The 25,774-nt window shown below is 37.7% G+C and carries 27 protein-coding genes, 1 pseudogene and 1 riboswitch; of the genes and pseudogenes, 3 read left to right on the forward strand and 25 right to left on the reverse strand.

The features are described 5' to 3' along the window. Nucleotides 1–6 precede the first annotated feature (6 nt). The 14 genes from ACB089_RS14200 to ACB089_RS14265 form a co-directional block, all read right to left on the reverse strand. A complete protein-coding gene (locus ACB089_RS14200) occupies nucleotides 7–2,220 on the reverse strand; it encodes a ribonucleoside-diphosphate reductase subunit alpha (RefSeq protein ID WP_374966985.1) in 2,214 nt (737 codons plus the stop codon). Between the two features lie 162 nt (nucleotides 2,221–2,382). Next, a riboswitch (cobalamin riboswitch) is annotated at nucleotides 2,383–2,570 on the reverse strand. A 110-nt stretch (nucleotides 2,571–2,680) separates the two neighbouring features. Beyond that, nucleotides 2,681–3,364 (reverse strand): hypothetical protein, encoded by a 684-nt coding sequence (locus ACB089_RS14205; protein WP_374966986.1) that lies wholly within the window; start codon nucleotides 3,362–3,364, stop codon nucleotides 2,681–2,683. Beyond that, nucleotides 3,361–3,858: an ECF transporter S component gene (locus ACB089_RS14210; protein ID WP_368637686.1), complete on the reverse strand. Its 498-nt coding sequence runs from the start codon at nucleotides 3,856–3,858 to the stop codon at nucleotides 3,361–3,363. The genes ACB089_RS14205 and ACB089_RS14210 overlap by 4 nt, the downstream gene beginning before the upstream one ends. Nucleotides 3,859–4,253: 395 nt before the next feature. Then, entirely contained in the window at nucleotides 4,254–4,646 is a 393-nt protein-coding gene (locus ACB089_RS14215; protein WP_374966987.1) for a bifunctional adenosylcobinamide kinase/adenosylcobinamide-phosphate guanylyltransferase, read from the reverse strand. Then, nucleotides 4,595–5,194 carry a histidine phosphatase family protein gene (locus ACB089_RS14220; protein WP_374966988.1) on the reverse strand — a complete coding sequence of 200 codons (600 nt, stop codon included), beginning with the start codon at nucleotides 5,192–5,194 and terminating at the stop codon, nucleotides 4,595–4,597. The genes ACB089_RS14215 and ACB089_RS14220 overlap by 52 nt, the downstream gene beginning before the upstream one ends. Then, on the reverse strand, nucleotides 5,167–5,943 hold the full coding sequence (cobS, locus tag ACB089_RS14225) for an adenosylcobinamide-GDP ribazoletransferase (protein ID WP_374966989.1): 777 nt from the start codon (nucleotides 5,941–5,943) through the stop codon (nucleotides 5,167–5,169). Before cobS ends, ACB089_RS14220 begins: the two co-directional genes overlap by 28 nt. Nucleotides 5,944–5,983: 40 nt before the next feature. Continuing rightward, nucleotides 5,984–6,559: a bifunctional adenosylcobinamide kinase/adenosylcobinamide-phosphate guanylyltransferase gene (locus tag ACB089_RS14230; RefSeq protein WP_374966990.1), complete on the reverse strand. Its 576-nt coding sequence runs from the start codon at nucleotides 6,557–6,559 to the stop codon at nucleotides 5,984–5,986. Between the two features lie 12 nt (nucleotides 6,560–6,571). Next, nucleotides 6,572–7,180, reverse strand: a complete 609-nt coding sequence (locus tag ACB089_RS14235; RefSeq protein ID WP_374966991.1) for a histidine phosphatase family protein — start codon at nucleotides 7,178–7,180, stop codon at nucleotides 6,572–6,574. Nucleotides 7,181–7,646: 466 nt separating this feature from the next. Next, the gene (locus ACB089_RS14240) at nucleotides 7,647–8,771 is read right to left on the reverse strand and encodes a pyridoxal phosphate-dependent aminotransferase (protein ID WP_374966992.1); all 1,125 of its coding nucleotides are present in this window, start codon (nucleotides 8,769–8,771) and stop codon (nucleotides 7,647–7,649) included. Next, the gene (gene cbiB / locus ACB089_RS14245; protein WP_374966993.1) at nucleotides 8,758–9,714 is read right to left on the reverse strand and encodes an adenosylcobinamide-phosphate synthase CbiB; all 957 of its coding nucleotides are present in this window, start codon (nucleotides 9,712–9,714) and stop codon (nucleotides 8,758–8,760) included. Before cbiB ends, ACB089_RS14240 begins: the two co-directional genes overlap by 14 nt. Further along, nucleotides 9,711–10,394 carry an adenosylcobinamide amidohydrolase gene (locus tag ACB089_RS14250; protein WP_374966994.1) on the reverse strand — a complete coding sequence of 228 codons (684 nt, stop codon included), beginning with the start codon at nucleotides 10,392–10,394 and terminating at the stop codon, nucleotides 9,711–9,713. Before ACB089_RS14250 ends, cbiB begins: the two co-directional genes overlap by 4 nt. 206 nt (nucleotides 10,395–10,600) lie before the next feature. Then, the gene (locus ACB089_RS14255; protein WP_368637677.1) at nucleotides 10,601–10,783 is read right to left on the reverse strand and encodes a hypothetical protein; all 183 of its coding nucleotides are present in this window, start codon (nucleotides 10,781–10,783) and stop codon (nucleotides 10,601–10,603) included. Between the two features lie 237 nt (nucleotides 10,784–11,020). Then, nucleotides 11,021–12,379: an aspartate kinase gene (locus ACB089_RS14260; RefSeq protein ID WP_374966995.1), complete on the reverse strand. Its 1,359-nt coding sequence runs from the start codon at nucleotides 12,377–12,379 to the stop codon at nucleotides 11,021–11,023. Nucleotides 12,380–13,068: 689 nt separating this feature from the next. Further along, nucleotides 13,069–13,896 (reverse strand): DNA alkylation repair protein, encoded by an 828-nt coding sequence (locus ACB089_RS14265; RefSeq protein ID WP_374966996.1) that lies wholly within the window; start codon nucleotides 13,894–13,896, stop codon nucleotides 13,069–13,071. A gap of 221 nt (nucleotides 13,897–14,117) precedes the next feature. Here ACB089_RS14265 and ACB089_RS14270 point away from each other — a divergent pair, with 221 nt between their 5' ends. From ACB089_RS14270 to ACB089_RS14280, 3 genes are all read left to right on the forward strand, one after another. Next, a complete protein-coding gene (locus tag ACB089_RS14270; protein WP_374966997.1) occupies nucleotides 14,118–14,471 on the forward strand; it encodes a hypothetical protein in 354 nt (117 codons plus the stop codon). 429 nt (nucleotides 14,472–14,900) lie between these two features. Continuing rightward, nucleotides 14,901–15,854, forward strand: a complete 954-nt coding sequence (locus ACB089_RS14275) for a TRM11 family SAM-dependent methyltransferase (protein ID WP_374966998.1) — start codon at nucleotides 14,901–14,903, stop codon at nucleotides 15,852–15,854. A 506-nt stretch (nucleotides 15,855–16,360) separates the two neighbouring features. Continuing rightward, nucleotides 16,361–16,516, forward strand: a complete 156-nt coding sequence (locus ACB089_RS14280; RefSeq protein WP_175401775.1) for a hypothetical protein — start codon at nucleotides 16,361–16,363, stop codon at nucleotides 16,514–16,516. Between the two features lie 489 nt (nucleotides 16,517–17,005). Here the strand turns inward: ACB089_RS14280 and ACB089_RS14285 are convergent. The 11 genes and pseudogenes from ACB089_RS14285 to ACB089_RS14335 form a co-directional block, all read right to left on the reverse strand. Then, nucleotides 17,006–18,141, reverse strand: a protein-coding gene (locus ACB089_RS14285; protein ID WP_374966999.1) for an IS3 family transposase whose coding sequence is annotated in 2 segments (ribosomal slippage) — nucleotides 17,006–17,916 and nucleotides 17,916–18,141 — 1,137 coding nt in all. Because the reading frame shifts where the segments join, the coding sequence is not laid out codon by codon here. Nucleotides 18,142–18,265: 124 nt separating this feature from the next. Next, nucleotides 18,266–18,880: a cysteine peptidase family C39 domain-containing protein gene (locus ACB089_RS14290; protein WP_374967000.1), complete on the reverse strand. Its 615-nt coding sequence runs from the start codon at nucleotides 18,878–18,880 to the stop codon at nucleotides 18,266–18,268. Nucleotides 18,881–19,043: 163 nt separating this feature from the next. After that, a pseudogene (gene ltrA / locus ACB089_RS14295) lies at nucleotides 19,044–20,309 on the reverse strand (group II intron reverse transcriptase/maturase). Nucleotides 20,310–20,913: 604 nt separating this feature from the next. Continuing rightward, entirely contained in the window at nucleotides 20,914–21,288 is a 375-nt protein-coding gene (locus ACB089_RS14300; protein WP_374967001.1) for a hypothetical protein, read from the reverse strand. Nucleotides 21,289–21,805: 517 nt separating this feature from the next. Next, complete coding sequence (locus tag ACB089_RS14305) at nucleotides 21,806–22,015, reverse strand: hypothetical protein (protein WP_368637669.1); 210 nt, start codon at nucleotides 22,013–22,015, stop codon at nucleotides 21,806–21,808. 358 nt (nucleotides 22,016–22,373) lie between these two features. Then, nucleotides 22,374–22,688 carry a thioredoxin family protein gene (locus tag ACB089_RS14310; RefSeq protein WP_374967002.1) on the reverse strand — a complete coding sequence of 105 codons (315 nt, stop codon included), beginning with the start codon at nucleotides 22,686–22,688 and terminating at the stop codon, nucleotides 22,374–22,376. Nucleotides 22,689–22,746: 58 nt separating this feature from the next. Continuing rightward, a complete protein-coding gene (locus ACB089_RS14315; protein ID WP_374967003.1) occupies nucleotides 22,747–22,944 on the reverse strand; it encodes an FAD-dependent oxidoreductase in 198 nt (65 codons plus the stop codon). Between the two features lie 307 nt (nucleotides 22,945–23,251). After that, entirely contained in the window at nucleotides 23,252–23,638 is a 387-nt protein-coding gene (locus ACB089_RS14320) for a hypothetical protein (protein ID WP_374967004.1), read from the reverse strand. A gap of 470 nt (nucleotides 23,639–24,108) precedes the next feature. Further along, the gene (locus ACB089_RS14325) at nucleotides 24,109–24,450 is read right to left on the reverse strand and encodes a hypothetical protein (protein ID WP_374967005.1); all 342 of its coding nucleotides are present in this window, start codon (nucleotides 24,448–24,450) and stop codon (nucleotides 24,109–24,111) included. Nucleotides 24,451–24,597: 147 nt separating this feature from the next. Continuing rightward, nucleotides 24,598–25,038 carry an ankyrin repeat domain-containing protein gene (locus tag ACB089_RS14330; protein WP_374967006.1) on the reverse strand — a complete coding sequence of 147 codons (441 nt, stop codon included), beginning with the start codon at nucleotides 25,036–25,038 and terminating at the stop codon, nucleotides 24,598–24,600. Nucleotides 25,039–25,343: 305 nt separating this feature from the next. Beyond that, the gene (locus ACB089_RS14335) at nucleotides 25,344–25,700 is read right to left on the reverse strand and encodes a hypothetical protein (protein WP_374967007.1); all 357 of its coding nucleotides are present in this window, start codon (nucleotides 25,698–25,700) and stop codon (nucleotides 25,344–25,346) included. Nucleotides 25,701–25,774: the final 74 nt, after the last annotated feature.

Here is a 25,774-nt window from a genome sequence, read left to right on the forward strand (position 1 = left end):
TTCCTCCTAGCTTGCACAAGACTCACATTCTAGCAATTCTACAGACGTTGAGCGTACATAATAAGTCGTTTTCACACCACTCGCCCAAGCGTTCATATGTAGTGCTAGTAAATCCTTTGCCTTAATCGTATTTTGAACATATAAATTAAGTGAAATGCCTTGGTCAATATGACGAGCTCGTGCAGCATTTTGCTTGATTGTCCAATTTTGATCGATGAAATAAGCTGATTTATAATACCAAGTCGTCGTCGGTGATAGATCTGGTACGGTTACTGGAATTTTGTAATCCTTTTTCTCCTCTGAATAACTCTTTTGGAAGATTGGATCAATCGTTGCCGTACTACCCGCTAAAATAGATGTTGATGAGTTAGGGGCAACTGCCATAACATAGCCGTTACGCATACCGTTATCAGCAACTGCTGCGCGTAACGCATTCCATTTATCACTGTCATAGCCACGTTTGTCAAAATACGCACCAGTATGCCAATCTGAGCCTTCAAATAATGGGTAAGCACCTTTTTCACTTGCCAAATCGTTAGAAGCACGAATCGTTAAATAGGCAATTTCCTCATATAGCTTGTCCGCAAATTCTACAGCTTCCTCAGACTCCCATTGAATTTCATTCAAAGCTAATAGGTGGTGCCAGCCAAATGTTCCAAGCCCGATACCGCGGTAGCGTAAGTTCGTACGTTCTGCTTGTTTTACTGGAATTGTATTTAGAGCAATAACGTTATCTAGCATACGTACTTGCACCGGGATCAATCGTTCTAGAACACCAGCCGGTACAGCTCTGCCTAAATTAATAGATGATAAGTTACATACAACGAAATCTCCAGGCTTACGACGTGTTACGATAACATCATCTTCAAGGGTAATAGATTCGAATTCAGTGGGTGACATATTTTGAAAAATTTCTGTGCACAGGTTCGAGCTGTAAACCATCCCCTCATGCTTATTCGGGTTCATGCGATTGACTTCATCTCGATAGAACATAAACGGCACGCCTGTTTCAAGCTGTGAGCGCATAATACGCTTCATAATATCGATCGCTGGTACGACTTCACGGCTTAATAAAGGATTGGCGATACATTCTGCATATTTTGTACGGAAGGAGCCGTCACCTTTTTTCTCATCATAGAAATCTTCTAATGAGAAGCCCATGACCTCTCGTACTTCATGTGGGTCAAATAAATGCCATTCCCCACGTGCCTCAACTGTCTCCATAAATAAATCCGGTAAGCATAATCCTGTGAAAATATCATGGGCACGCAAACGCTCATCCCCATTGTTTAAACGTAAATCTAAAAACGTAAAGACGTCCTTATGCCAAACATCTAAATAGACCGCAATAGCTCCTTGGCGTTGACCAAGCTGGTCGACTGAAACTGCCGTATTATTAAGCTGTTTAATCCAAGGCAATACGCCACTTGATGCACCTTTAAAACCTTTAATAGATGAGCCTCGGCTACGAATTTTGCCCATATAAACGCCAATGCCCCCACCGTATTTCGATAATGTTGCAACATCTGTATTTGTGTCATAAATACTTTGTAAACTATCATCTACTGTATCGATAAAGCAGCTAGATAACTGGCCATGCGTTTTCCCTGCATTCGATAATGTCGGAGTGGCTACAGTCATATATAAATTACTCATCGCCCAATAAGACTCTCGCACCTTTTGTAAACGATTTTCTGTTTCATCCTGCATCAATGTCATCGCAATGACCATCCAACGTTCCTGTGGTAACTCTACAGGAGTTTTCGTATAATCACGGACAACATAGCGATCCATTAATGTTTTTAAGCCAATATATGTAAATAACTCATCTCGACTTTGTTCTAAATATGTAGCAAGTTCCTGAAGCTCCTGCTCACTATATTTTGTTGTTAAACTTTCATGATACAAACCAGCCTCTGTATAGCGTGCTAATTGTGCTGGGAAAACCTGATATACATCTTTTACTGAAACACCGCGACGCATTGCAAACTGGTCATATAATTTTTCTAAATAAATTTGCGCTGCAACAAATGTCCAATATGGCTCCTCTTCATCAATTAGGCTAAGCGTTTGTAAAATCATCGCATCCGCCCATGCCTCAAATGTGGCATCGTCATTTTTTCGTAGCCATCGATCCGATAACCTTACAAAACTTTCAAGTTCATCCTCCGTGTAACTTTTCTTTAGCTTAGCAATTTGCTGTTCGATTTGAATTGTCATATACACATACTCTCCCTTTCTTTCTCCAGACAACACAAAAAGCGATCACGCGTCCTCTATCGGTTGCGTGATCGCTGTAAAATCGGAAATGGAAATGAAGGACATGCACACAAAGAAGTGAACAAATCTCTCGCCTCCACTTCTCAATCCCCGAAGAATGTGTCGCTGTCTTGAACAATCGGCAGGTCTCCTGGCTCATGCTTCCTCCAAATGATCGCCTTCCCATTGTTAACAGTGGCCTCTTCATCATTTGTCAGCACTTACAGTTGCGGGGACAGCTTCGGCATAAGATGACTCTTTTTCCGAATTCCCTTTTAAACCACATTGGTACCGCTCGTCCAAAATACTATATATTGTGTTTTAATTTCTAAACAAATCTAACATATTGTGTTTATTGTTGCAATAGGTGTTTTGCCCCTTGATTTTTTTTACGCACTACTTTTTCTCGAAGCAAGCCCAATTACAATGCAGTTTTACGTAGTTTCTCAAAATTTCTAAGAAAGATTTTTTGTGCCAGCTGCTCTTTTTCTGGATGTATTCCGAGTAAAATGACTGCACATGGACCAGCCGTTTTCTCAACATTTAACGAACTTTTGACCTGTTGATTACCAAAAAGACGGGTAAATTCTGCTTGCAAACCTTTTGATCCAACTGGCCAAACTTGCTGTACAATTTCCTCTTTCCATGCCTGAAAAATAGGCTGTAGCTGGGCAACATCCTCAGGCTGTGCAAGGACTTCATTGCCAACAAGCGGCAGTCCATATGTATACCAAATAAGATGTTCATGCTTATATGGTGTACGTTGCTGCTGTTCACCAAGCATCGTTATGGACAAACCAGATTGTACAGTCGGCATATTGGACTCAGTGCTACCGTCTATTTGTGGACAAATAAGACCAGCTTCATCAAAAACTTGCTGAATACCTGCCACATAACGAGACCATGCCGCATCCCCTGAAAAATTAGCGAGTAGGACATGTGTAGGTAAAGCATTTGCGGCAAGCTGCTCTAAAAAAGTAACACGTGCTGTCAAGTATGCCGTGAGTTGATCTGAGGCAGACACAACATCTTGTGGTTTTTCACCAATGGCTGCGGCATTATCTGTCGTAGCAATCAGCTCACCTACTTTTATGGCATTTCTCAATGTAATCGCCCTGCCTTACGCACAAATACTTTAGATAAAATTGGCATTACAACTGCAACGATGACTAAATTAATTAGTGTTGCCAACGGAAGACTAGTAAGAGATGCCCAATAAAATGCCGGACTAATGATAAAGTAAAACGGTAATGGTGCCACAACGCCATTTAAAATCAGTGCCACAGGCCATTTCCAGAAATGCATTCCTTTTTTATGCATCACTCCGAAGATCCATACAACGATAAACATCTCTACTGCGATAATAATATGGAGTGGTCCAAGTGGGAAGCCAGAGGTTAAGGCCGTAATAAAATGCCCAATTGCCCCTGCAACCCCAGCCAATACTGGAGATAAAAATACAACGCTCAAAAATGCAGGAGCAGCGTCCAGCGCAGCAGTTGTAATAAATGGTGTTGGAATTTTAATAACTGCCCCAACTGCACAAATTGCCGCTACCATGGCAACGAGTGTCAACTTCATTAATCTTTGTCGATCCATTCCATTCCCTCTTTTCTTTTTAACATTGTTCATCATAGCGTGAGGTTGATTTCCGTTCCGGCTGGGCGCTTTGTTGCTGTCGCTTCGCTTTCGCACAGAAAACATCCGCTGCGCTCCAGGGTCTCGGGCCTACAGATGTTTTTTGCGCGAAAGCGTAGTGCTAACGAAGCGGCAGCAGAGGGTTTTGTTTGTGCGAAAGCGCAGCGACAGCAACAGCACTGATGTAGGTCATGAAGGCGTTATCACAGACGTGATGCTCTTAGCCTTCGTTCCTCTAGCGCTAATCCCCAGGGAGTCGCCCATCCTCCACTCCAATCAACTTATTTACAAAGCATACGTCCTTGGAAATCTTATCCACAAAACGAAAAGCCTAATAAAAATTTTTTAAAACTATATCATTTGATCTGTTCCCCGACACCATACCAAATGCGTACAACACGTTCGGCTTCTGCAAATAAAGCCTGGTACAAACGCCCACATGTATCACGCAATAATCGTGCCTGTTTTTCCATCGGCACAACCCCTCGTCCCATATCGGTCACAATTATATAGAGTGCACAATTTTCTTCAAGAGTCTTTAGTCTTGTCAAAATGGTTCTGACAATGACCTCATCATCCTCTAGTTCTTGTGTCACGAGCCACTTCTCTAGGTTTTTAATAACCAGTACATCACTGGCAGGAGTATCATCAGGTACATAGCCATCTACTAGCTCAACTTTTTGATCTGCAAGTAAATTCATGACATAGTCGGTTTTTCCGCTATAAGCTCCTCCGATAAAGACATGCATCTCTCCCCCTCCTCCCAAGCCTTTCTTGAAAACGTTAAAGAAAACATTTTATCATGCGGTGTATGGTACGTCCAAAAGGATTGCTCAGTCGGTGCAAATGCAACAAGAAGTGCTCGAATGACTCCACCATGCACAACAAGATGATAATCGTCTTCTCCTTTTGGTAACTCTGTAAATCCTTCAATGACTCGGGCACAAAATGCATCAAAACCTTCCCCTTTTGGAGGCGGTGACTGTACCGGATCATCTAACCATGCACAATAACGACGATCAGATTTTAAATCCTCATATGTTCGCCCTTCAAATTCTCCGAAGTTCGACTCTCGGAATCTTTTATCTGCCATGTAAGTTGCATTCGGAAAATAATGAGCAGCCGTTTCTCTACAGCGCAGTAAATCGCTACCATACACTTTCGTGATATCTTTATCTACAACAGTCAGCGAAGATACATCGGCTAATGAAGAATCTGTCCAGCCAATATACCGTTTTTCTAAATTTTCCTTTGTTGGTGCATGTCTCATTAAGCGCACATTAACAACGTCACCCACAATACAACCTCCATTCCTTCAATTGATGCACCGAGTAAATCCCCAGAAACGCCACCAAAGTTGCGCACCGTAAATTGTCGAAAGACTAAAAAGGCAATCGCTAATACAGCCATCAACACGAACGGAACAAACGAAAAGCCTATTACGATCAATAAGCTACTATACGCCACTACCAATGTTATAAGCATAAAGCAGATAAGTAATCCTGGCTTAATATGCGTTTTAAAAAAGTAGGCAAGCCCTTTTTCTTTTGAGCACTGTAGCGACATAAAATAAAAACTCATACCCACTCGTGTTAATAATGGAATAAAAATCAGCATCCAAAGAGCTAATTTATGCTGCACAAATAGCTCATGTAAAATAACAAGTTTACCAAGCACTAAAAATAAGACTGAAAGCACTCCAAATGCGCCAACACGTGGATCATCTAGAATTTCAAGCCGCTTCTCACGATCCCGATATGAAAAATAAGCATCCCCCATATCAATAAAACCGTCTAAATGTAAACCACCCGTAAACAAAGCGAATAATCCGACAATCATAAAGGAAAGCAAGACTTCACTGCTCGTCGTCCATTCTGTTAAACCATATATCACCGCTGCCACTACGGTACCCATCAGAGCACCTATCCACGGCAAAAAGGCGAACATCCCCGTAATGGTTACTTTGGTTAAAGGAATTTCTTTATGTACCGGCAAAACTGTAAAAAATTGAAATGCAAGTTGTATGCTCTGCCAGAAATTTTTCATCGCCTTGCCTTCTTTCTTTTTATTTTCAAAGCGCGTTTCATTATTTCCATTTCTTTACGATTCCATAATTGATTTCATACGCCTCATCCGCTATAGAAACGAACCATTGATGGAACTTCCCGAGCATTTGTCGGTATAATTCAACTTCCTCGTTTGTATATGGAGGCTCATCAAACAATTCGTTCGAGACGACAAAAAACGTCACCCTTTTCTCAAGTAACGTCTCTACCGCCCTTTTTACAACACGGAGCTTCTTCTCTAAACAGCCTGGTTGTGCCACACACGGAGTCCCTGTTTCAAACCCTTCGTAAAAAGCATTTGTCAGCCATGTCGTGACACAGTCCCATAACACGACATCTCCATCAATCAGGTTATTCAATGTTTCAACGATTTCATAAGGTGCTTCTATCGTTAGCCATTTAACAGTTTGCGCCTGTCTGTCAGCCCGATGTCGCACTATTCGCTTCTCCATCTCACGGTCCATCGCTACGCCTGAAGCAATATAAATAAGTCGTTGTCCATGCATGGACTTTGTTTGAAAGTGAGTAACAGCCGCATGTTCAGCAAAGTGGGATTTACCACTGCGTACTCCCCCTGTAATGAAAATCAGTGGCAATGATTACGCCTCCTATTGTAGATGTTGAATGTTACCGATATCTTTAACGAACAATTGATGCTCTAATCGTTCAATAATCGTTACGCTTGTACCATGAATGAATGGTTCTGACCAAAGCTGATCAATGCTTCTGCCTAAAATGGCGTTAACAACACATTTAATTGTTACAGCATGGGAAACAATTAATACATTTTCCTCAGGAAATTTATCTGCAATTTCTTTCAACATATACATAGCTCGCTCTGTTACTGCGCCGAAGCTTTCGGTATGAGTTGCGGTAAATTGTGCAGGATAATCGGTATATAATTCATAATCTAAGCGTTGTGTCTTTACGATGTCCTCGACCGTTTTACCTTGCCAATCCCCTAAAAAAATCTCGCGTAAATCATCCGCATGGTAAATGGGAAGCTGTCGATCACCGACAAGAATCTGCAATGTTTCCTTGGCACGACCACTCGAACTGCTAAATGCTGCAGCGAATGCAATTTCCCCCAAATGTTTTTGCAGTTTTTTCGCATTTGAAATACCATTTTCAGACAATGGCGAATCTAACCATCCTTGTAGACGATGTTCTTTATTCCACATTGTTTCACCGTGTCTCACTAAATAAAAAGTTGTCACTTTTCTCACCCCTAATTAATATTCAATTATGCCTCGGCATATTTACTTCCGGAATCGGCTTTGTGCTTAGGCCTGCAAATGTTTTTTGTGCGAAAGCGCAGTGCTAACGTAGCGACAGCAACAGATGTTTTTTGCGCGTAAGCGTAGCGGCAGCGGCAGATGTTTTTTGTGCGAAAGCGTAGTGCTAACGTAGCGACAGCAACAGATGTTTTTTGTGCGAAAGCGTAGTGCTAACGTAGCGACAGCAACAGATGTTTTTTGTGCGAAAGCGCAGTGCTAACGTAGCGACAGTAACAGATGTTTTTTGCGCGTAAGCGTAGCATCAGCGACAACACGCCGTTGGTCACTCAGGCGTTTTCTCAGGATGTGAAGCTCTTAGCCTGAGTTCCTCTATTTCAGCGGATGTTTTTTGTACCGAAAGCGTAGCGAAAGGTACAGATATTTGGACACCCGCTGAAAAGTAGCTTTAACCCGCATTCACCTCACCACCTACAGAGGTGGGAGACTTCGGCTGAAATAAGTTAAACCATGCCTGCAAACAGTTTTTTAAATAAGTCATGGCCGCAATATCTTTAATCCCGATACGGAACCATTCACCATTTAAGCCCATAAAGTTTTTTGTATGGCGTAGTACGACGCCCTTTGATAAACAATAAGTAAAAAATGTATCTGCTTGCTGTTTATCAGGCAACTTAAAACATACATAATTGGTTACACTATTTGTCACCTGGCAACCATTTTCTTGTAAATAGCTTTGTAGCAATTCCCGCTGTGTTGTTGCATAGGCAATCGCTTGTTGACAATAATTTTCTTCATCTAAACAACCTGCCCCTATAACTAGAGCAAAGGCATTCAAATTCCAATGCGGTAGACTGGACTTTAACTCAGCAACAACGATAGGACTCGTAACTAAATAGCCAAGTCGCAAACCTGGAATCGCATACATTTTTGTCATCGAACGAACGACGATCATATGAGGATTATCTACCACATATTGAATCAATGAATAGGCTTCATCGATCCAGTCAATAAAGGCCTCATCAATAACAAGCTCGCAATTCACTTGTGCACCGTGAGTAATTAATTGTAGGAGCTCCTCCATATTTGGAAGTACCCCCGTCGGATTATTCGGCGTGCAAATATATAAAGCATCTGCATTCGCCATCTCTCTTTTTAGACGCTCCATCGGCAATGTGTAGTGGACAATATCCTCTACAAGTATTGGCACAATTTCAGCACCTGCCGCCCGCAATGTTCGTTCATATTCTGAAAAAGTGGGATGTACGATAATCACACGTTTATTGGCATAGCGTTTAGCCAGAACACTAAAAAGCTCTGAGGCACCGTTGCCTAGTAAAACGCAATCTTTCTGTACATGATGAAAAGCTGTCACCTTTGTTAAAAATGGCTCTCCATCTGGATCTGGATAACGTTGAATGAGCGGATAAAATGTGCGCCAACGTGCCTCAACAAATTGAGGTGGTCCTGCCGAATTGACATTTTCACTAAAATCATACACCTCTTTGGGCATGTTCAGCCCAAGTTGATGATAGACATTTTGCGGATTTGCTCCATGATTAGGTAATTGCAAAAATTAACACCTCCACTGCTAATATAACAAGAGTAAAGAGCAAAGTAGCCAAACGCATATGAATAATAGACGTTGCAATATGCTCTTTAGTTAATGGAACTAATTTTTCTCCCATAATTGCTCGATAAGAAACGACACCCTGATATGTATTTTTCCCTCCAAGCTGTACCCCAAGCTGAACAGCTGTAGCCGCCTCCAAATAACCACTATTCGGACTTGGGTGCTTTTTTGCATCCTGTAACCAACGTTTTAATCGCTGACCAAGAGATACTGTTGTTTCATTTTTAGTCCCTAGTACCATGAGTAAGCCTGTTAATCGGCTAGGAATAAAATTCAATACATCGTCTAGCTTTGCAGAAAACATACCAAAATCTTTATATTTCTCATTTTTATAGCCAACCATAGAATCTAACGTATTGACTGCCTTATAGCCCCATAACCCTATTGCGCCAAATAAAAAGGCATAAAATAATGGAGCTGTTACACCATCACTCGTGTTTTCTGAGACCGTCTCTACAACACCACGAACAATCTCATCCTCGTCAAGCTTCTCCGTATCACGTCCGACAATCCAAGATAGCTTCACACGAGCTTCAGCAAAATCCCCTTTAACAAGTGGTTCATACACAGCCATCGCAGCTTCCTTTAAGCTACGCTGTGCTAATCCTATACCAATTAGTAATCCCTCTACCAGTATGCCAAATAATAGACTAATCTTATAGCTTAGTAGCAAAATGACCATCACAACAAACATCGTTGTGCCGACTACAGTGAGCGCCATGATCATACCACGAAACTTTCTCATTCTTCCTTTATTCCATAATTCCGTTTGAGATTGAATGAGCTTTCCAATCCAGCGTACTGGATGAGGCATTTTAGGAGGATCACCGACTACTAAATCAAAAGCAAGCCCAATGATACAGGCAATCATCAATGCCATCATAAAGGATTCTCCTCTTTATCTTTTTTATATTTTTGAACAGCCTCACGCATCGTTTCGTAAACTCCATGACCAATGACTTTCCCAAGCATTGTAATCGGACCAGCATATTGATGGTAATCACCTTCCTGCGTCGAAGCAATTAACAAGCTATCTGTTGAAGTACCTGTAGCTTGCGTGCCCGTTGTTGGATCTGTAATACCTTCATCAATGAGAGCCTTGACCTTTGCCTCTGTCGTAGAGATCATTGCCTGAAATAAAGCCTCATCTGACAATTTCCCATTGATAAGTACCCACGTATTGATGGTTCCAGCATGATACTGCTCTTGACGATGAAAGGCACGCGTTATATCTACGGCATTACCGAGCCCAGCTGTAATCATAATGACAAGATGAATGCCTTCATATGTAAACTCACGAATTGTTGCGTACCTGGCATAGACAGCCGTCATCATCGCAACCGTCTTATCAATTGGAAAGCCTTCGGACTGTAAAAACCGTTGCAATTCTAACTGCGGTTTTCGCTCATCGTACGTATACGGCACTGAACGATTTATTAGATGTGTATAATAGCCAAATCCCGGATTATGTACTGCCGAGGATACGACCTTCATTGGTGAATCTGTGCGGAAAGCAACATAATGTTCAGAAATGTGAATATCTTCCTTGCGTAGTACTGGCATTATCTCGCCTCCCATTCAGAAAATAAAAAAACAAATTCTTACAAAGAAGAATTTGTACTGTTCAATCTTAAATTTATGATTGTTCCCAAATTTGAACTTTTTGAATTTTGTACAGCATTACAACTTCCTAATACTCAAATTATTTATTTTTTTGAAATTGTATCACAAATTCACGTTTTATAACAATTCAATTTCGAGATATTCCGTTATTGCTTTTGTTTTAAGTGTTTAAAACGAACAATGGATCCTGCAATGATAAATACCCAGCCAATACCGATGTAGACAATTTTCATTGTTTTTGTCGAGGCCGGTAAAATATCCATAATCGTTAAACAAACAAATAGTATGCCAATCATTGATAGAAACATACCAATCGATAATTTTTTCAAAAGAAAAACCTCCAATCTATGTACGCCCTCGATTTTACCGTATTCCAGTGAAAAAGAAAACACTAATCCCGTTCAAGGATTAGTGTTTATCCCGCATGAACGGGCAGTAATTTGTCTGTAGCGAAAGCAAAGTACTTAGGTCAGCGATTAACTGCCCGTAAAATCCCGATTGGTGAAGACTAATAATCAGTGGAGGTAAAGAAAAACCCCCACTGATTATCGTTTCACTTTATTTACTTATACTCTCACATGTGCAAAAAATTCTTCATAAAGTGCTTGTAAAATTTGGTTTTCAAATTCCTGTAGCACACCGAATACTAGACTTACTTCAGATGAACCTTGATTAATCATCTCGATATTTGCACCTGTTTTTGAAATGGCCGTTGCAGCGCGTGCCGCTAAACCTGTATTATTACGCATGCCTTCACCTACGATAACAATCATAGAGAAACCATGACGCATTTGCACATCATCTGCATGTAATTCATGTTTTACACGAGAAAGAATACGCGCTTCATTTTCTGGTGTTATTTGATTTGAACGCATAATGACTGAAATATCGTCTAAACCAGACGGTGTATGTTCATAAGAAATATTTTCGTCTTCTAAAATTTGTAGAAGCTTACGTCCAAAGCCTACTTCACGATTCATCAAGTACTTTGACACATATAAAGTTGAAAAACCACTGTCTGCCGAGATACCTGTAACTGGACGACCTGTTGCAGGACGACTTGGTACGATACGAGTACCTGGGGCTGATGGATTATTTGTATTTTTTATGTTAACTGGCACCCCAATCTTATAGACAGGCATTAACGCTTCATCATGGAACACCGAAAAGCCTGCATAGGATAATTCGCGCATTTCGCGATACGTAATTTCTTTAATTTCCACTGGATCATTCACGACTTTCGGATTCGCGGAGAACACACAATCCACATCCGTAAAGTTTTCATAAAGCTCTGCCTCAACAGCTGCTGCTAATATAGAGCCTGTAATATCAGAGCCACCGCGGTCAAATGTTCGCAATATGCCCGCTTTAGTGTAACCGAAGAAACCTGGGAACACAATAATTTCTTTTGTATTTTTTAGAGGTGCTAAATTTGCATAAGCCTCTGGTAAAGCAAACGTGCGTTCAGGTAAATCATTGACCACTAAACCATCTTTCGGACTTACGTAACGAGCCGGCATACCGATAGAATTGAAATACGCTGCGATTAACTTCGCGTTATTATCTTCCCCTGCTGCTTTAATGCTATCGATAAATAATTCTTCATTTGATTTATCACCTTGCACACGTTCACGTAAATCTTCAGCTATCACGCCACAAATTGTATGATCTAACTGCAAACCATCTGCAATCGCCTTAAAACGATTCACAACGGTTTGCACTTTCTCTTCAATATCTTCATTTTTTAATGCTGCCATTGCTAAATTAATTAATAAATCAGTTACCTTTATATCGTCACCGGAGCGTTTCCCTGGTGCAGAAACGGCTACGATTTTACGTGCCGGATTAGATTTTACAATGTTTGCTACTTTTTGAATTTGTTCTGCACTTGCTACAGATGTTCCACCAAATTTACATACGATCATATCTATCAAATCCTAACTTTTTAAATTAATTGTATTCCCCCACAAAACAATTGAATGTACACAGTGTACAAATTATCGCTCTCTACGTCAATACAATTTAAAAAATTCACGCAATTTACCGATAGAATATGGACAATTTCCGCACTGTTTGATTTATTATACGGATTTCATATGAAATAGTTAAGGTTTTTACAAAATTTTTTTGTAGAATTCACATAATCGTACAAATCTTTGTCTGAACTAGCTTAAATCATCTAAAGTACAGGATTTAAGTAATCAATTTTAGCGATAAAACATGCCAATTCGAACCAACTTAAACCCGTCATTTTAACAATTTTTTTCAGCCAAATTTTCCTTCTATATTGTTTCCAATTTGAATGAAATTAAATTACCTTTCTTCTATATTAATTAATGAAAACGCTTCCTTATTATCATATGCAGAAAAATTTGTGATGTTTGTGCTACCCGCGATTGCTGAAAGTCGCTCACTCTTCAAGTTGATTCACCTGTTTTGCGTTGGAATTCTTATCCTCTGCGGATATTCTCCTCTTGCGCGTGGAAGGGCACTTATGTTGACAATCCTTTTAGGAGATAATGCTTAAAAACCATCCTTCAGTTTTAAAATGTCCATTTATAATGGGTCCATTTTATTTAAAAGGATGGTTTTGATTATATATTTTGTACAAACGTTATTTCCCTTTTACTATTGTTCTTTGAGCTTTTGTAATAATTCTCTCAGTTGCCTTAGTTGGAGAATCCTTTTGCCATTCATCACAAAGGTTTATTACCCACTCTGGTTGAGTTTTGCTAGCATCATTTAACCAGTTGCCGACAGAATCTTGAACATACTTTGACGAATCTGATTTTAGCAAATTTAGAATAGGAAGTACGATTTGTGGTTCTTCCTTTAATCTTTCAATATGCTTTGTCCATACCCCGCGAGGACGGATTGATTCTAAACTGAACCTACGAATGTTTTCATCTTCGCTTTTCGCCCACTCCGTTAACAAGTCTACACTTCTCTCAACATTTTCTGAAAGGTCTTCCCTAATTGACATCCAAGCAATTTCTCGTACACCAAAATGATGATCTGCTGCGAAAGATCGGATATACAACAATTTCTCTTCTAAAGAATGATCGTTGTTTTTATTCATAAATGCTGCCCAACAGCGGACGCTATCAGATACATGTTGGGAGCATATTTTGATTACATCCTCTTTTTTAGTCGCACTTTCATTAACCATGACTGTGTCTAATAAACCACCTATTAAACGTATAGCCTTCATTCCCGTTTCAACTTTTTGCTTCTCTATCTCAGTTAAAATAATTTCCAACTCTTCATCTAGCCCCATTGATGGTAGAACATTTTTGACTAAAGTAATATGGTTAACAGTTTGCCATTCCGTTAAATTAACACTCTCGATTCGGCCTTGATTCAACAACGTTAAAACGTCATTAGGGATATCGCTAGCCTTTCTAGCTCCCTTTCTATTTAAAATATCTTCTTTTACAACCATGTCACACCCCCTGAAATAATGGAAAAATCCTAGAAATTATTAGATGTCTCTCTCTATATTATTTTCTCTTGCAAATTATTTCCACTGTTTTCCTCTATTAAAAATGAAGTACCGGAGATAAATACCATCACCTTTCAGAAAAATCCCTTTAGATTGAAACTAAATGCTCATAGCAAAAATTTCTATTTTTTTTAGAATAAGTATTGAAAGGTGATGATACTTTGTCAAACTTCTTTAGCAAATATTCGAAATATGTAATACTACTCATTTTTATATTTAAAATAATTCATTTTGGCATTCCGGATTATGTAAAACCTGTGTTTGTTTATGAGTATCTTGTATTTTTCGGAATAGCTTATTTCTTTGCTATTCTTCAAGATTTTTTTAATCCAAGTGAAAGAACAGATATATTACTACGTGTAGCCATCATCATTAGTTCGATCGTCATGTTTATTACATCAATCTACTATAAAGCCACGTTCTCGGTTGCTTTTTCTGTAATAATGTTCGTTGCGATTAGTTTCTCATTACATTTAGCAATCAAGCATAACAAAATAAACAAGCAACAGGATTAATACCTTTTGCTTGTTTAACTTAGTGATTGTTATAGTGAAAAATTTAAGGTTGCGATCGTTACGGGCAGTTAATGCGGGATAAAGTCCTCCGCCCAATTACTGGATAAAATTGAGATAGTCTACAACTTCCTAATTCTTCCGATAGTACATGATCCACAATCTCCCTTGCAACCAATTAACAGGATAACGTGATGGCAGAATGCATAACTGCTGAATATATTATTGTTAGTTTTTCATGAAAACCAACAATTGGGTAGCGTTCTTTAGGCATTGACCTCTTCTCTATTTGAATACTATCTAATTTCGATACTGATATCGAGTGGCTTGATAGTGTCACCTATGATACGATTACAAAATAAACAACTTCATTTGGTTTTTATTAACTTTAGTGAAATCAAGTGAACAACAATATAAAAGGATGATAGTCAATTGAGTAACGAACAAAATAAGAGTAAATTTATATACACATATGTACATCATGTTGACGAATACGATTTGTGTAGAATGGAGATGCGTTCATTTTTTAGTTTTGATTCCCAATCAAACTATATAATAAGCAATGTTAAAATTGATCCAAGCCGTAGCCCTTTTATACAAGAGAGACTTGAAGTGCTATATGCAGATAATAGCTTAGAGAACATCAAGACATTGGTGAAGGATGTAAACATAAATGAAGCAACTTTTAAAGTGGTTTGTTTAAATAATATGGATATAGGTGAAACGAAGAAAATTCCTCAGCCAGAGCGTCGATTAATAGAACGCGAGACAGGATTATGTATTGAGGGAGAACCAGACCTAGATCTTCCCGAAATTGTATTTGGAATGATTTTAATAGATGGAATATGGTATTTTGGAAAACATATGAAGAGTGAATCCATTTGGCTTAAACATTTACACAAACCTAACAGTTATTCAACGGCACTTAGTACTAGAGTCGCTCGTGCTGTTGCAAATATCGCCGTTCCCCAGCCTCAAAATATTCATGCAATCGATCCTTGCTGTGGTATAGGGACCGTAATCATTGAAGCCCTTTCCATGGGAATTAATATTGAAGGGCGAGATATTAATTACAATGTTTGCAAAGGTTCCCGAGAAAACATCACTTATTTTGGATTAACAGGTAACATTACATTAGGTCCAATTTCAGAAGTAACGGAACATTATGATGTCGCCATAATTGATTTACCTTATAACTTATTTACGCATACATCAATCGAAGATCAATTTGATATTATAAAACAAGCTCGCCGGATTGCCGATAAAGTTGTGGTTGTTACAATTGAGACAATTGATGACTTGATAGAAGATGCAGGTTTTGTGATAGCAGATCGATGCATTGCTAAAAAGCAATCATTTTTACGCCAAATTCTATTATGTAAATAAAAGCACGTACTTTCTATCATTAAAAAAGAAAGTAAACCTACTCACAGCTTGCAAGGCGGAGGCGGTTTACTTTTTTTGTCCATATGTATAGAAGGATACAAATATATCAAATAATAAACAACTTGGCCCCCTCACTAAGAACTTTATATTGATTACTCGGAGACAGCATATCCTTTAGCAATAATTTCTTTGTATATTCGGTGAATCACAATTTTTTTCTGTTATATTTTTTAATTATAGTAACTAAAATGGCAATAACAAATACGATAAGACTATTTATTAGCAAATCGTAGGCAATATTCAGCCCATTGAATACTGCAAAGGCATCACGAATAATAAATAGTGCTAGTATAACGCCGATTCCACAAAATACACCTGCTAGTATAAATATTGTGAAAGAAGCAAAAATAAACTTTGTTTCATCACATATAGTTCATTAATTAATTGTAAGTTATGCGGATAAAAAATCATCTTTCACTCACACTAATGGTGGAGGTGAGATGATAATGGGTAATAATAAACATAAAAATAATAAAACTCAAGACAACAAAAAACAGCAGAATCAAAATCAAAATGCTAACAGAGAGCGTAAAAATAAAAACAGAGAAGAGTTCGCTGAGGAAGTAGACTTCAGTAATATTCAAAATGAAAATAAACGTTAGTAGTAAAATCTAAAGATAATTTTGAACTAACCCCCAATATTCACTTTAGAAAAAGGTGTGTATTGGGGCTTTTCTTATTCTGTAAATACATCGCCTATGATCCATCTCCTTCAATTTCTTAAAGCACAAAAAACCCGGTGTGACTTTGAAATAAAGTCACAATGTTTATAAAAAAGACGCGATGTTTAAAATAAAGTCGCGACGTTTATAAAAAAGTTGTAAAACTTTACCCCTTTGTTATTTTTTAGTCAAACCAGTGGAAAAAAACCTAAACAGGTGGTATTATATCTGGATCTACGTCAAGTTTATAGACACACTCAAGTTAATTTTTTTTGTGTTGCGCAACGTCCATTTTTGGAGTGTTCCACATCCCGAGTAGCCCGTCAAAGTGAAAAGAGCCTTTGACCGCCTACTCGGGATGTAGAGCGGAAAATGTATGGAAGTTGCGCCCGAAAAATGTGGAGGGGTAGATTTCTTTGTACCCCTTTTTTACGCTGCTGCTCGACACATTTTCTCATACGCATCGGGTGTGAAATAATCAATGCTACCGTGGATTCGCTTGCGATTGTACCAGCCTTCGATGTACTTAAATAAAGCTACGCGTGCGGTTTCAAAGCGGTCGTAACGTGTTCGGTATACTTCTTCTTTTTTGAGTGTTGCGTGAAATGATTCGATGCATGCATTGTCATACGGGCATCCTTTTCGACTAAATGATGGGATCATTTCGTATTTCTTTAAGCGTTCACCAAAAACTTCACTTGTATATTGAGAGCCTAAATCAGTGTGTACAATTAGTCCTGGTGCTGGATTTTGCGCTGCTACTGCGTTATCAAGGGCTTCTAAAACTAGGTCAACCGTCATTTTACGACCAAATTTATACCCAATAATTTTCTTGGTGTGACAATCTAATACCGACGCCAAATAACACCAACCATCTTGTACTGTGTGGATATACGTAATATCTGCCACCCATTTTTCATTGATAGTTTCGGTTGTAAAGTCTTGTCCCAACACGTTTTCACGCTCTTCCACGGGTTTCTGTGTTGGCGTCGGACGGTACTTTTTTGTGATGTTTGAACGAATGCCTGCATTTCTCATAACGCGTTGAACGCGATCAATACTACCTGTATAGCCCTCTTGTTTAAGGATTTGAAATATTTTCGGTGCACCATAACGACCGTCACTTTCCTTATGAATGACGCGAATGCGTGCGAGTAGCTTTTCATTAGCAGCATGATAGCTGTTCGGCTTTTTATGAAATGATTGATAATACGTACTTTTAGGCATCTTTAAAATGCGACACATCAATTGAACGGGTTGATGTTCGCTTTCTTTCGTAATGTGGTCGATTAGCTCTTGGTCATCTATTTTTTCGCGAATATGGTCATAGCCTTTTTTAGGATATCTACCTCTTGTTTTAATCGAAGATTTTCCTTCTGGATGGCGGCTACTTCAGCTGCAGTTAACTCCCCAGTTCCTTCAATTGGACAATGGAGTTTAATCCATTTATAAATTGTGACTTCTGACACACCATATTCGCTAGCTAATTGATTGACCGGTGTACCCGCGCGATAAAGCTCGACTACTGTTTGTTTGAATTCTTTATTGTACTTTTTTTGACTCATGGTCGGACACGTCCTCTCTTATACTCAATTCTATTGATTTAACCGAGGTATGTCCACTCATCTATAATACATCCAGTATCTTAATTTTCTCCATGTATCCAGATAAAATTCTTCGCCGTTAACATTAGCTCTGTGTGGCGTCTACGGTTATGTAAGTATTGCTATAAAGAAGCATATTAATATTTTTTACATTCCACAATTTCCTAAATTCATTAATAGGAACTTTTCGATTATAGCTTTTGTTATCATCATTACAATTCACCAGTTGCCTTAATGATTCTGAAAGGTAGAAATACTCCTTGTCATATCCTACGACAGGGACAAAATGCAAATTATTACGATCCTTATGTACTTTAATAAAAACAATTACGGGAGTTCCTTTACTAACTTCGTACTTTAATGTATTTATATTTCCTTTATAATAGTTTGTTTTAAATCCCTTTTTTCTTAACACCGTACGGATTCCTTTTGGATATACATTACCTGACCTCACTTTACTAGGAAAATTAGTATATAACTCTTCACCATCTGCCTCTATTCCGAAATGACGCAACACATATGCTGTTGAAAATGCTGCACATTCCCTTTTGTTTTGACTATCTATCCTATTATTTCGTTTAATGAGAAAGTTAGCCGGATAATCTCTTTTTCGTAAAACAGGTATGGGTAAAGTCATTAAATATGCATTAATGATCGTTGATATAATAATCCATAAAATAGCTGTTCTAATTATAAACATACTACTTCCCCCCATTGTTTTGCGTCCATATCGCAACAATATTCTAAGTCCTTCTTTCACTAAACTGCGCCATTAGCAATCGAGTAGGAGACTAGCCATTAATTGACTAGTCGACCTCTCACACCACCGTACGTACGGTTCCGTATACGGCGGTTCGAAAGTTTTATGGTTTTAAAATGATTTGGGAGAGACTTTTTAAATTTTGTTTCTCCCAGTATTTATTATTTAGGGCTCTATTTATGATTGGATTATTGGATGAACGCCAATATCCCTTTCGGGTATTTGCTATTCTGTAAGCGTCGTTCGGGCAGATACCAAGTTTCTTAAGGTTGCGATACTTGGTTGTGGTTTTCTTCCACTCTTTCCATCGACACGCTCTCAATCTTCGGCGTATATGGGCATCCATCTTTTTAGCGTATTCTCCAATGTCCGCGATTTTAAAGTAATTAACCCATCCCTGAATCAGGTAGTTGAGGTATTTAATTCTTTCATCCATTCACATGCTTCGATTGCGATTCGTGAGATGGCGGATTCTATCTTCCAATTTCTGTTTACTTTTCTTCGGCACGTAAATCCTTGTTTGTTGCTTGTTTCGGTAGAAACTCACTCCTAAGAATGTCCGTGCTCTCGGCTTTCCCACTGCGGATTTCTCCTCATTTACCTTAAGCTTTAGTTTCTTTTCGATAAATGTTGTCATCCCTAATTTCACACGCTCTCCTGCTTTTAGACTTTTAACATAGATATTGCAGTCATCTGCGTAACGGACGAATCTGTGACCTCGTTTTTCAAGCTCTTTATCTAGTTCATGGAGAAGGATATTACTAAGTAGTGGACTCAGTGGACCACCTTGTGGCGTGCCTTCTTGGCTATGTACTACGACCCCATTTGCCATAGTGCCAGCGTTGAGAAACTTACGGATTAGCTTTAAGGTTGGCTTATCCTTAATATATCCTGCAACTAGTGACATCAGTTTATCGTGTTGGACACGGTCAAAGAATTTTTCAAGGTCCATGTCTACCACGAATTTGTAGCCTTCATCCATATAAGATTGCGCTTGTGTAATTGCTTGATGGGCACTTTTATTTGGACGAAAACCATAGCTATAGTCACTGAAAATTGGGTCGATGATTGGTGTTAAGATTTGAACAACCGCTTGTTGAATAACGCGGTCTGTTACAGTTGGGATTCCCAATTTTCTCGTATCACCATTTCCTTTCGGAATTTCTACCCGTTTTACCGGTTGCGGTGTATATTGCCCTGTTTGAATTTGGCGAGTAATCTTTTCTTTATTTTCTTTTAAGTATTGGCGTGTTGCCTCTATATCTTTCGCATCGACTCCGGCAGCCCCTTTATTTCTACGTACCTTCTTAAAAGCTTCATTTAGATTATCTCGGTCTGTTATTAAATAAATTAGTCCATTTGTATCCATATGTTCTCATGGTATAGGTATGCATATGAACAGTTCCACTCTTTTCGTTGCGCGATTCACGTTCTGCGTTTCAAGGCAGCGAAAAGTCTTACGATTGGCTGTGTCTTCACTGTCATATAATGTGCCCTTCCATGTTCACTCCTTTCGTTCAGCCCTTCCCATTACTGGTACTATGGCTTCTGCTGACTTCTGATGATTCAGCTATCTATCACTAAATAGGTTCTGTTTCCAGGTATTCATCAGATCTCCCGGGGTAAGTCCGTCCACTTTCACCTCATATATCCGCCACATTTATTGCCCTGACTTCCGTGGATATTTTGGATTTTGATTTGTTTGGCAATCTCGTCCAGTCAGGACAACCTCGAATGTGATTCGTGTACCTCGGACCAAGGTTTTACCGCCTGCTTCCTTCAGATTCCGTGTCACCACGGACACCCTTGCACTTGGCTAGTGGTTCGCATATCCCAACGCCCACAGTGAACTTTCATCACCTAGTTGACGGACATGCCCGGCACACCAAAAAGCGATTGCTTAAATTGAACAATCGCCCCCGTTAATGAAAAAGCATTCCTGCCTATAACAGAAACGCAACCTTATTTAACAATTATTTTTCTTTTATAAAAAAGAAACCTGTTTCATTTTCCTGTGTTACAAATCCTTCTTTAACGGACATTTTTTCCACCATTTTTTGTTCCTCTGCTGTGATAACAGTGGTAATATCCTTTCTTTCAATTGGCTCCCCTTTTATAAAAAAGAAGCCAGTTCCATTTTCTTGTGGTACAAACCCCTTTTCAGCTGACAGATTTTCCACCGTATTTTGTTCGTCTTTTGTTATAACCGTAGTAATGTCTGTTTGTTTTGAAGTAACTACTGTTTGTTCTGCTGCAGATACCTTTATGCTTTGCAAGTCTTTTGCAAAACCAAAAGGTAATGCTAAAACTCCTGTTAAACCAAGGGCTAAGACTAACTTCCTTTTCATATAAATACCTCCATATATCTTTAATTCGCAACAACAACCATATTTTACCACAAATAAATCTATATTACTTTATAATTTTTTCTTGGAGTATTCTGCGCTGTTAGTCTAGCTTTACCCCTTTTGAAGTAAAGCACCCAATCACATCACTCTTTAATTTCAGTTACAGTAACCCCATCTGTTTTTACATCAAATGTTAAAAAGTGCGTTCATCTATATTTCATTAACACACCTTTATCTACTTTTGGTATAAAATTACATCCAGAAATATTTCTATAAAAATTCCGAAAAATTCCGAATTTTTTAGTTAAATGTGGTTAACTCTTCTGATATAGAATTTAATAAATCTTTCTCAAACATAATAAGTAATCATAGATACAGGCTTATTGTTTTTTAAAAACTATGTTAATTCACTATCTTTTCAGTAATATTAATATCCATAAAAAATCACCTCATCTCTATAAAGAATAGGTATGAGGTGATTCTAATCAAGACGCCAACTTCTCTTTTGGCACTTCGTTTAGCGTGACTCTTTTGGGGGTTGGCAGACGTCACATTTACGTTGATTTTTATTTTTAAATTTTGTAAATGTTTTTTCAAAGTTGCTACCACATGCACATTTAAATAGTAACTTTTGAGAAAAACCGTGATATTCCGTCGTTAGCAACTTACTTTCCGAATTATTCTCAACAAATTCTTTAATTTTATCAATCGTCCATTTTTTATTCAATCTCTTACACCTCTATATTTTATCTCTATGCGGAGGCTTTCTTGGCATCCGTTCCGTTATAAGGAAAAGTATTCATTACCTTAAGTTCCTCATTATAACATGAGCTCGTATATAATTAAACAAATTGAATGTATCGTATTTGACTAACATCCTTTTACAAACATTGATGTATCAACGGATTCAATCACTTTATGATGAAGGAAAAATATTCCCCCTCATTTTATTAATGACGGCATTTCTAATGTTACAAGTGCCTTCTTCCCGAAATTCTCAAAGTCTTAAGTAAACTGTAGAAAGAACTATTCTGCTGGTCCTCCACCAATAAAATATGCAATCAAGTTTCTTCCTGTTTGGCGAATCAAATGCCAATCATTTGCTTTAAGTTTTCAAAAGGAACATATCCAATAATTGGTTCGCGTAATTTATTATGAATAATCAATCGAGTATGAGGAATGCCCATTACCTTATATTCCGCTGCAATCTCTGGGCTTTTTTCAATATTCACCCTTACAATTTTCACCTTACCATTGCATTCTTCATTGAGTTGATTAAGAACCCTCGCGAACATTTTACACGGCCCACACCACTCAGCCCAAAAACTTATTAACACCATCTTTTTAGTTTTTAATTGTTCTTTTAATTCCTTCTTTGTTATTACATGAACAATTGACATAATCCCTTCCTCCCTTTGTAGAAATAAGAAATATGAATCTTGAAGATATAATATGCTTTTAGTTATGATTAGACCCTACTATTGCCGTTTTATATCCTTCAGCAACAGCTACTATTAATGAAGACCCGACTAAATTAGCAGTTCCCCCCGCTGCATAAACTTTTTCTTGTGACGTACGCCCTGCCTCATCCACCACAATGCTACCATCTTCATTTAAATGACAACAAAGCTGCACTGAAAATTGATTTGGACGCACAAATTTAGGTACTATAAAACCTCCAACTCTTTCTAATTCAAGACCTGAACTAAATACCTGAGTGTCATGTCGGAATCCATGTTAAATATTAACAAAGATCTATAATGTATAAAGCTAAAACCCCAACAATGACATTTTGAAATGCATTGTTGGGGTTTTTCCCTGTAAGAATAACGAAATAGACCTTTATTACATTAGGTTCAGATACTGCTCCCCTAAGATGAAGTATGGAGTAAATACACGAGATAAAGCAGTTCCATTTCCACCTGGAAGCGATATACAGAAAGGGTTAAATTCAGCTATTTTTTTATGTAGATTTTCCATCCACCGTTTTTATAAAATCTATTACATCTTTATCCGTAAAGGTAAATGGACTAAAAATACTTTTTGTTAACGACTCTTTTTCTTCGTAATTTAATTCCTCCCATCGAGAATTTTGGGCATTCTCTACCGCTCTTTCTTTAAAGAAATTGTGGTTTTCAATCTTCCGCCATTCACACCATGAATCTTTTCCTTTTTCATTTATTTCGTATTCTGATAACATGTCTACAATATTGTTGCAGATTTTTGCAATAATAGGACTACCCGCAACATCGAGATTATCTGGATCCTTATGAAATTTTGCCTCAAGTAAAGCTTTATGCAAGTTTAAAATTTCATAATATCCCTCAACCTCTAGTTTTATGTCATTCATAGAAATGATTTCCTTCCTGTAAACCCTGTTGTTCTTTGATATTAGTAAACTTTATTCATATCAGTATTGTCGGGCCTTTCTTTTACATCTCTAAGCATTCGAATATAATCAGCTTCTGTTCCTTCGTATTGACTTATTTCTTCCATACCTCATCCGTTAGCGTCGGTGAACTTCAACCCATTCAAACAAAAATCATATTTCGATCCCACACTAAATGGGTAGTTTCCCCATCAAACTATTATTGATTTGAAGATAATTTGGCCAAATCCATAAGAGAGACGGTTTCTCATCGGCAGTAAAAAGCTAAATCTAAAATTCTGTAAGGTGTAGCAGATTAAAATTTTGTTAAATCAAGTTCAATATCCGCTTTATTCTTTACCGTATTTAGAAATAAACCTTACTATATTCCTTCTTTGAAGAGTACTAATATTTTGTGTTTTCTCCCCATTCTTCATTTTTTATTTCATACTTTACAAGACTCTCAAGTCATTAAATTCAATTTTAAGTTGATTATTATTTCTTTGTCCTGACAATGATAAAGTCAAATCGCTTCTACCTTCTTCTTTTGTCCATAAAGGCAAATAAATATCAAGTCGTTTTTCTGCTGCAATATAGTAAATTTCCACTAGATTAAAAGCTCTATCCGGTAAAGGAATTATTTCACAGCCATACTCAGTTATTACTCTTTTTAAATCATCAATATTTATTCTACCCAACCTACCATCCTCTTCAATTTTGTTATAATTTTCTTTCGAAAGATCTGCTATAGTTTCACTTATCATTGGAATATACATATCAATAGTTAAACTCATATGCACCTTCGTCTATTTCCTATAGGTTGTTACAAAATCGTTTTAAAATATTATCTGATTCAAGGATACTCGCTTAATCTAAAGTTAAACCTGCTTTCCTTAATGCTAATGCTCTTTATACTAATAGTCTTTCATTTCCATATCACACTATTCAAGTAAATCCTTTGGTGCTATCCCACGATTATTTGTCTTATTAGGATCCGCTCCATTCTCTAATAGATACCTTATTGTTGATGTCTCATTACTATTTTCCATTATCGCTCTCCATAAGGGAGTATTACCTACGTTGTCTACTACATCAATTTCAGCTCCATGAGTTATAAGAACCTTAACAATATTACTTCTGTCATAAATAGCTGCAAAATGCAGTGCGGTTAAGCCTAATTTATCTTTAGTATTAACATTACATCCTATATTCACAAGATAATTAACAATATCCTCCTTTCCTTCAACGATTGCGGACATCAAAAACGTCCGTCCGTCCCTATCAACACTATCTAAACCATATTTTTCTAAAAACGCATTGATTTTCTCATAATTTGATTCATGTAGTAACGCATACAACTGTGTATCATCGAATTTATTCATTTTCTTTTCATCCCTTCCCTACATGGTGTATCTGCTTTATTTTTGTTCTTGTGAGATTGATTCAAGACCGGATCCTCGATATGGTTAAATCAGGGTTTTCCATCATAAGCTTCGACAGGCATTCTGAATGTGAATTTTTGCATTAATTTCTGATTTAACAACCTTTCTAGTAACTTCTTTCATTGCCTAACCACAAAAATATCTTTCAAACAATTTCATTTTCCATTGAAAAAACGACTTTAGCTCAAAAAATATTATTAGCTAAAGCCGTTGAACGAATCATGAAAATGTTAATATTCAGTAGATTAAAAATCCATAAACGTATCGTGTTCCATATAATAATTTAGTCCCAATATAAAGTCATCAATTGAAGCTTGTTTTTTCTGGTGTAACACATTCATTAACACATCTTCAAATTGTTGTCCGTCATAAAAGAATTCTAATGATTCATTAATCACAAAATCCGGGTATACTTCCTCATCGTCATCTGTAATAGTTGGATTGAGATCCAAATAACAAATTAGGTCTGAACTGGCAATTTCTACTTCATTAGTATACAAACAGAAGTTAGTATTTTTAAAACCGTTTTTTTCAATATCCTTTGAAATCACATAGATTATCTGACTTAAATTATATGGCTTTCTGAACGCTATATTTTCCATTAATATGCTCCTTATTTATATCCATAAAGTGATCAAACAATCTTTAACACCTAGCAAGACATAGTTCGTATTTG

It is taken from the genome of Lysinibacillus sp. RS10, from assembly GCF_041956855.1.
Taxonomy (GTDB): Bacteria; Bacillota; Bacilli; order Bacillales_A; family Planococcaceae; genus Lysinibacillus; species Lysinibacillus xylanilyticus_A.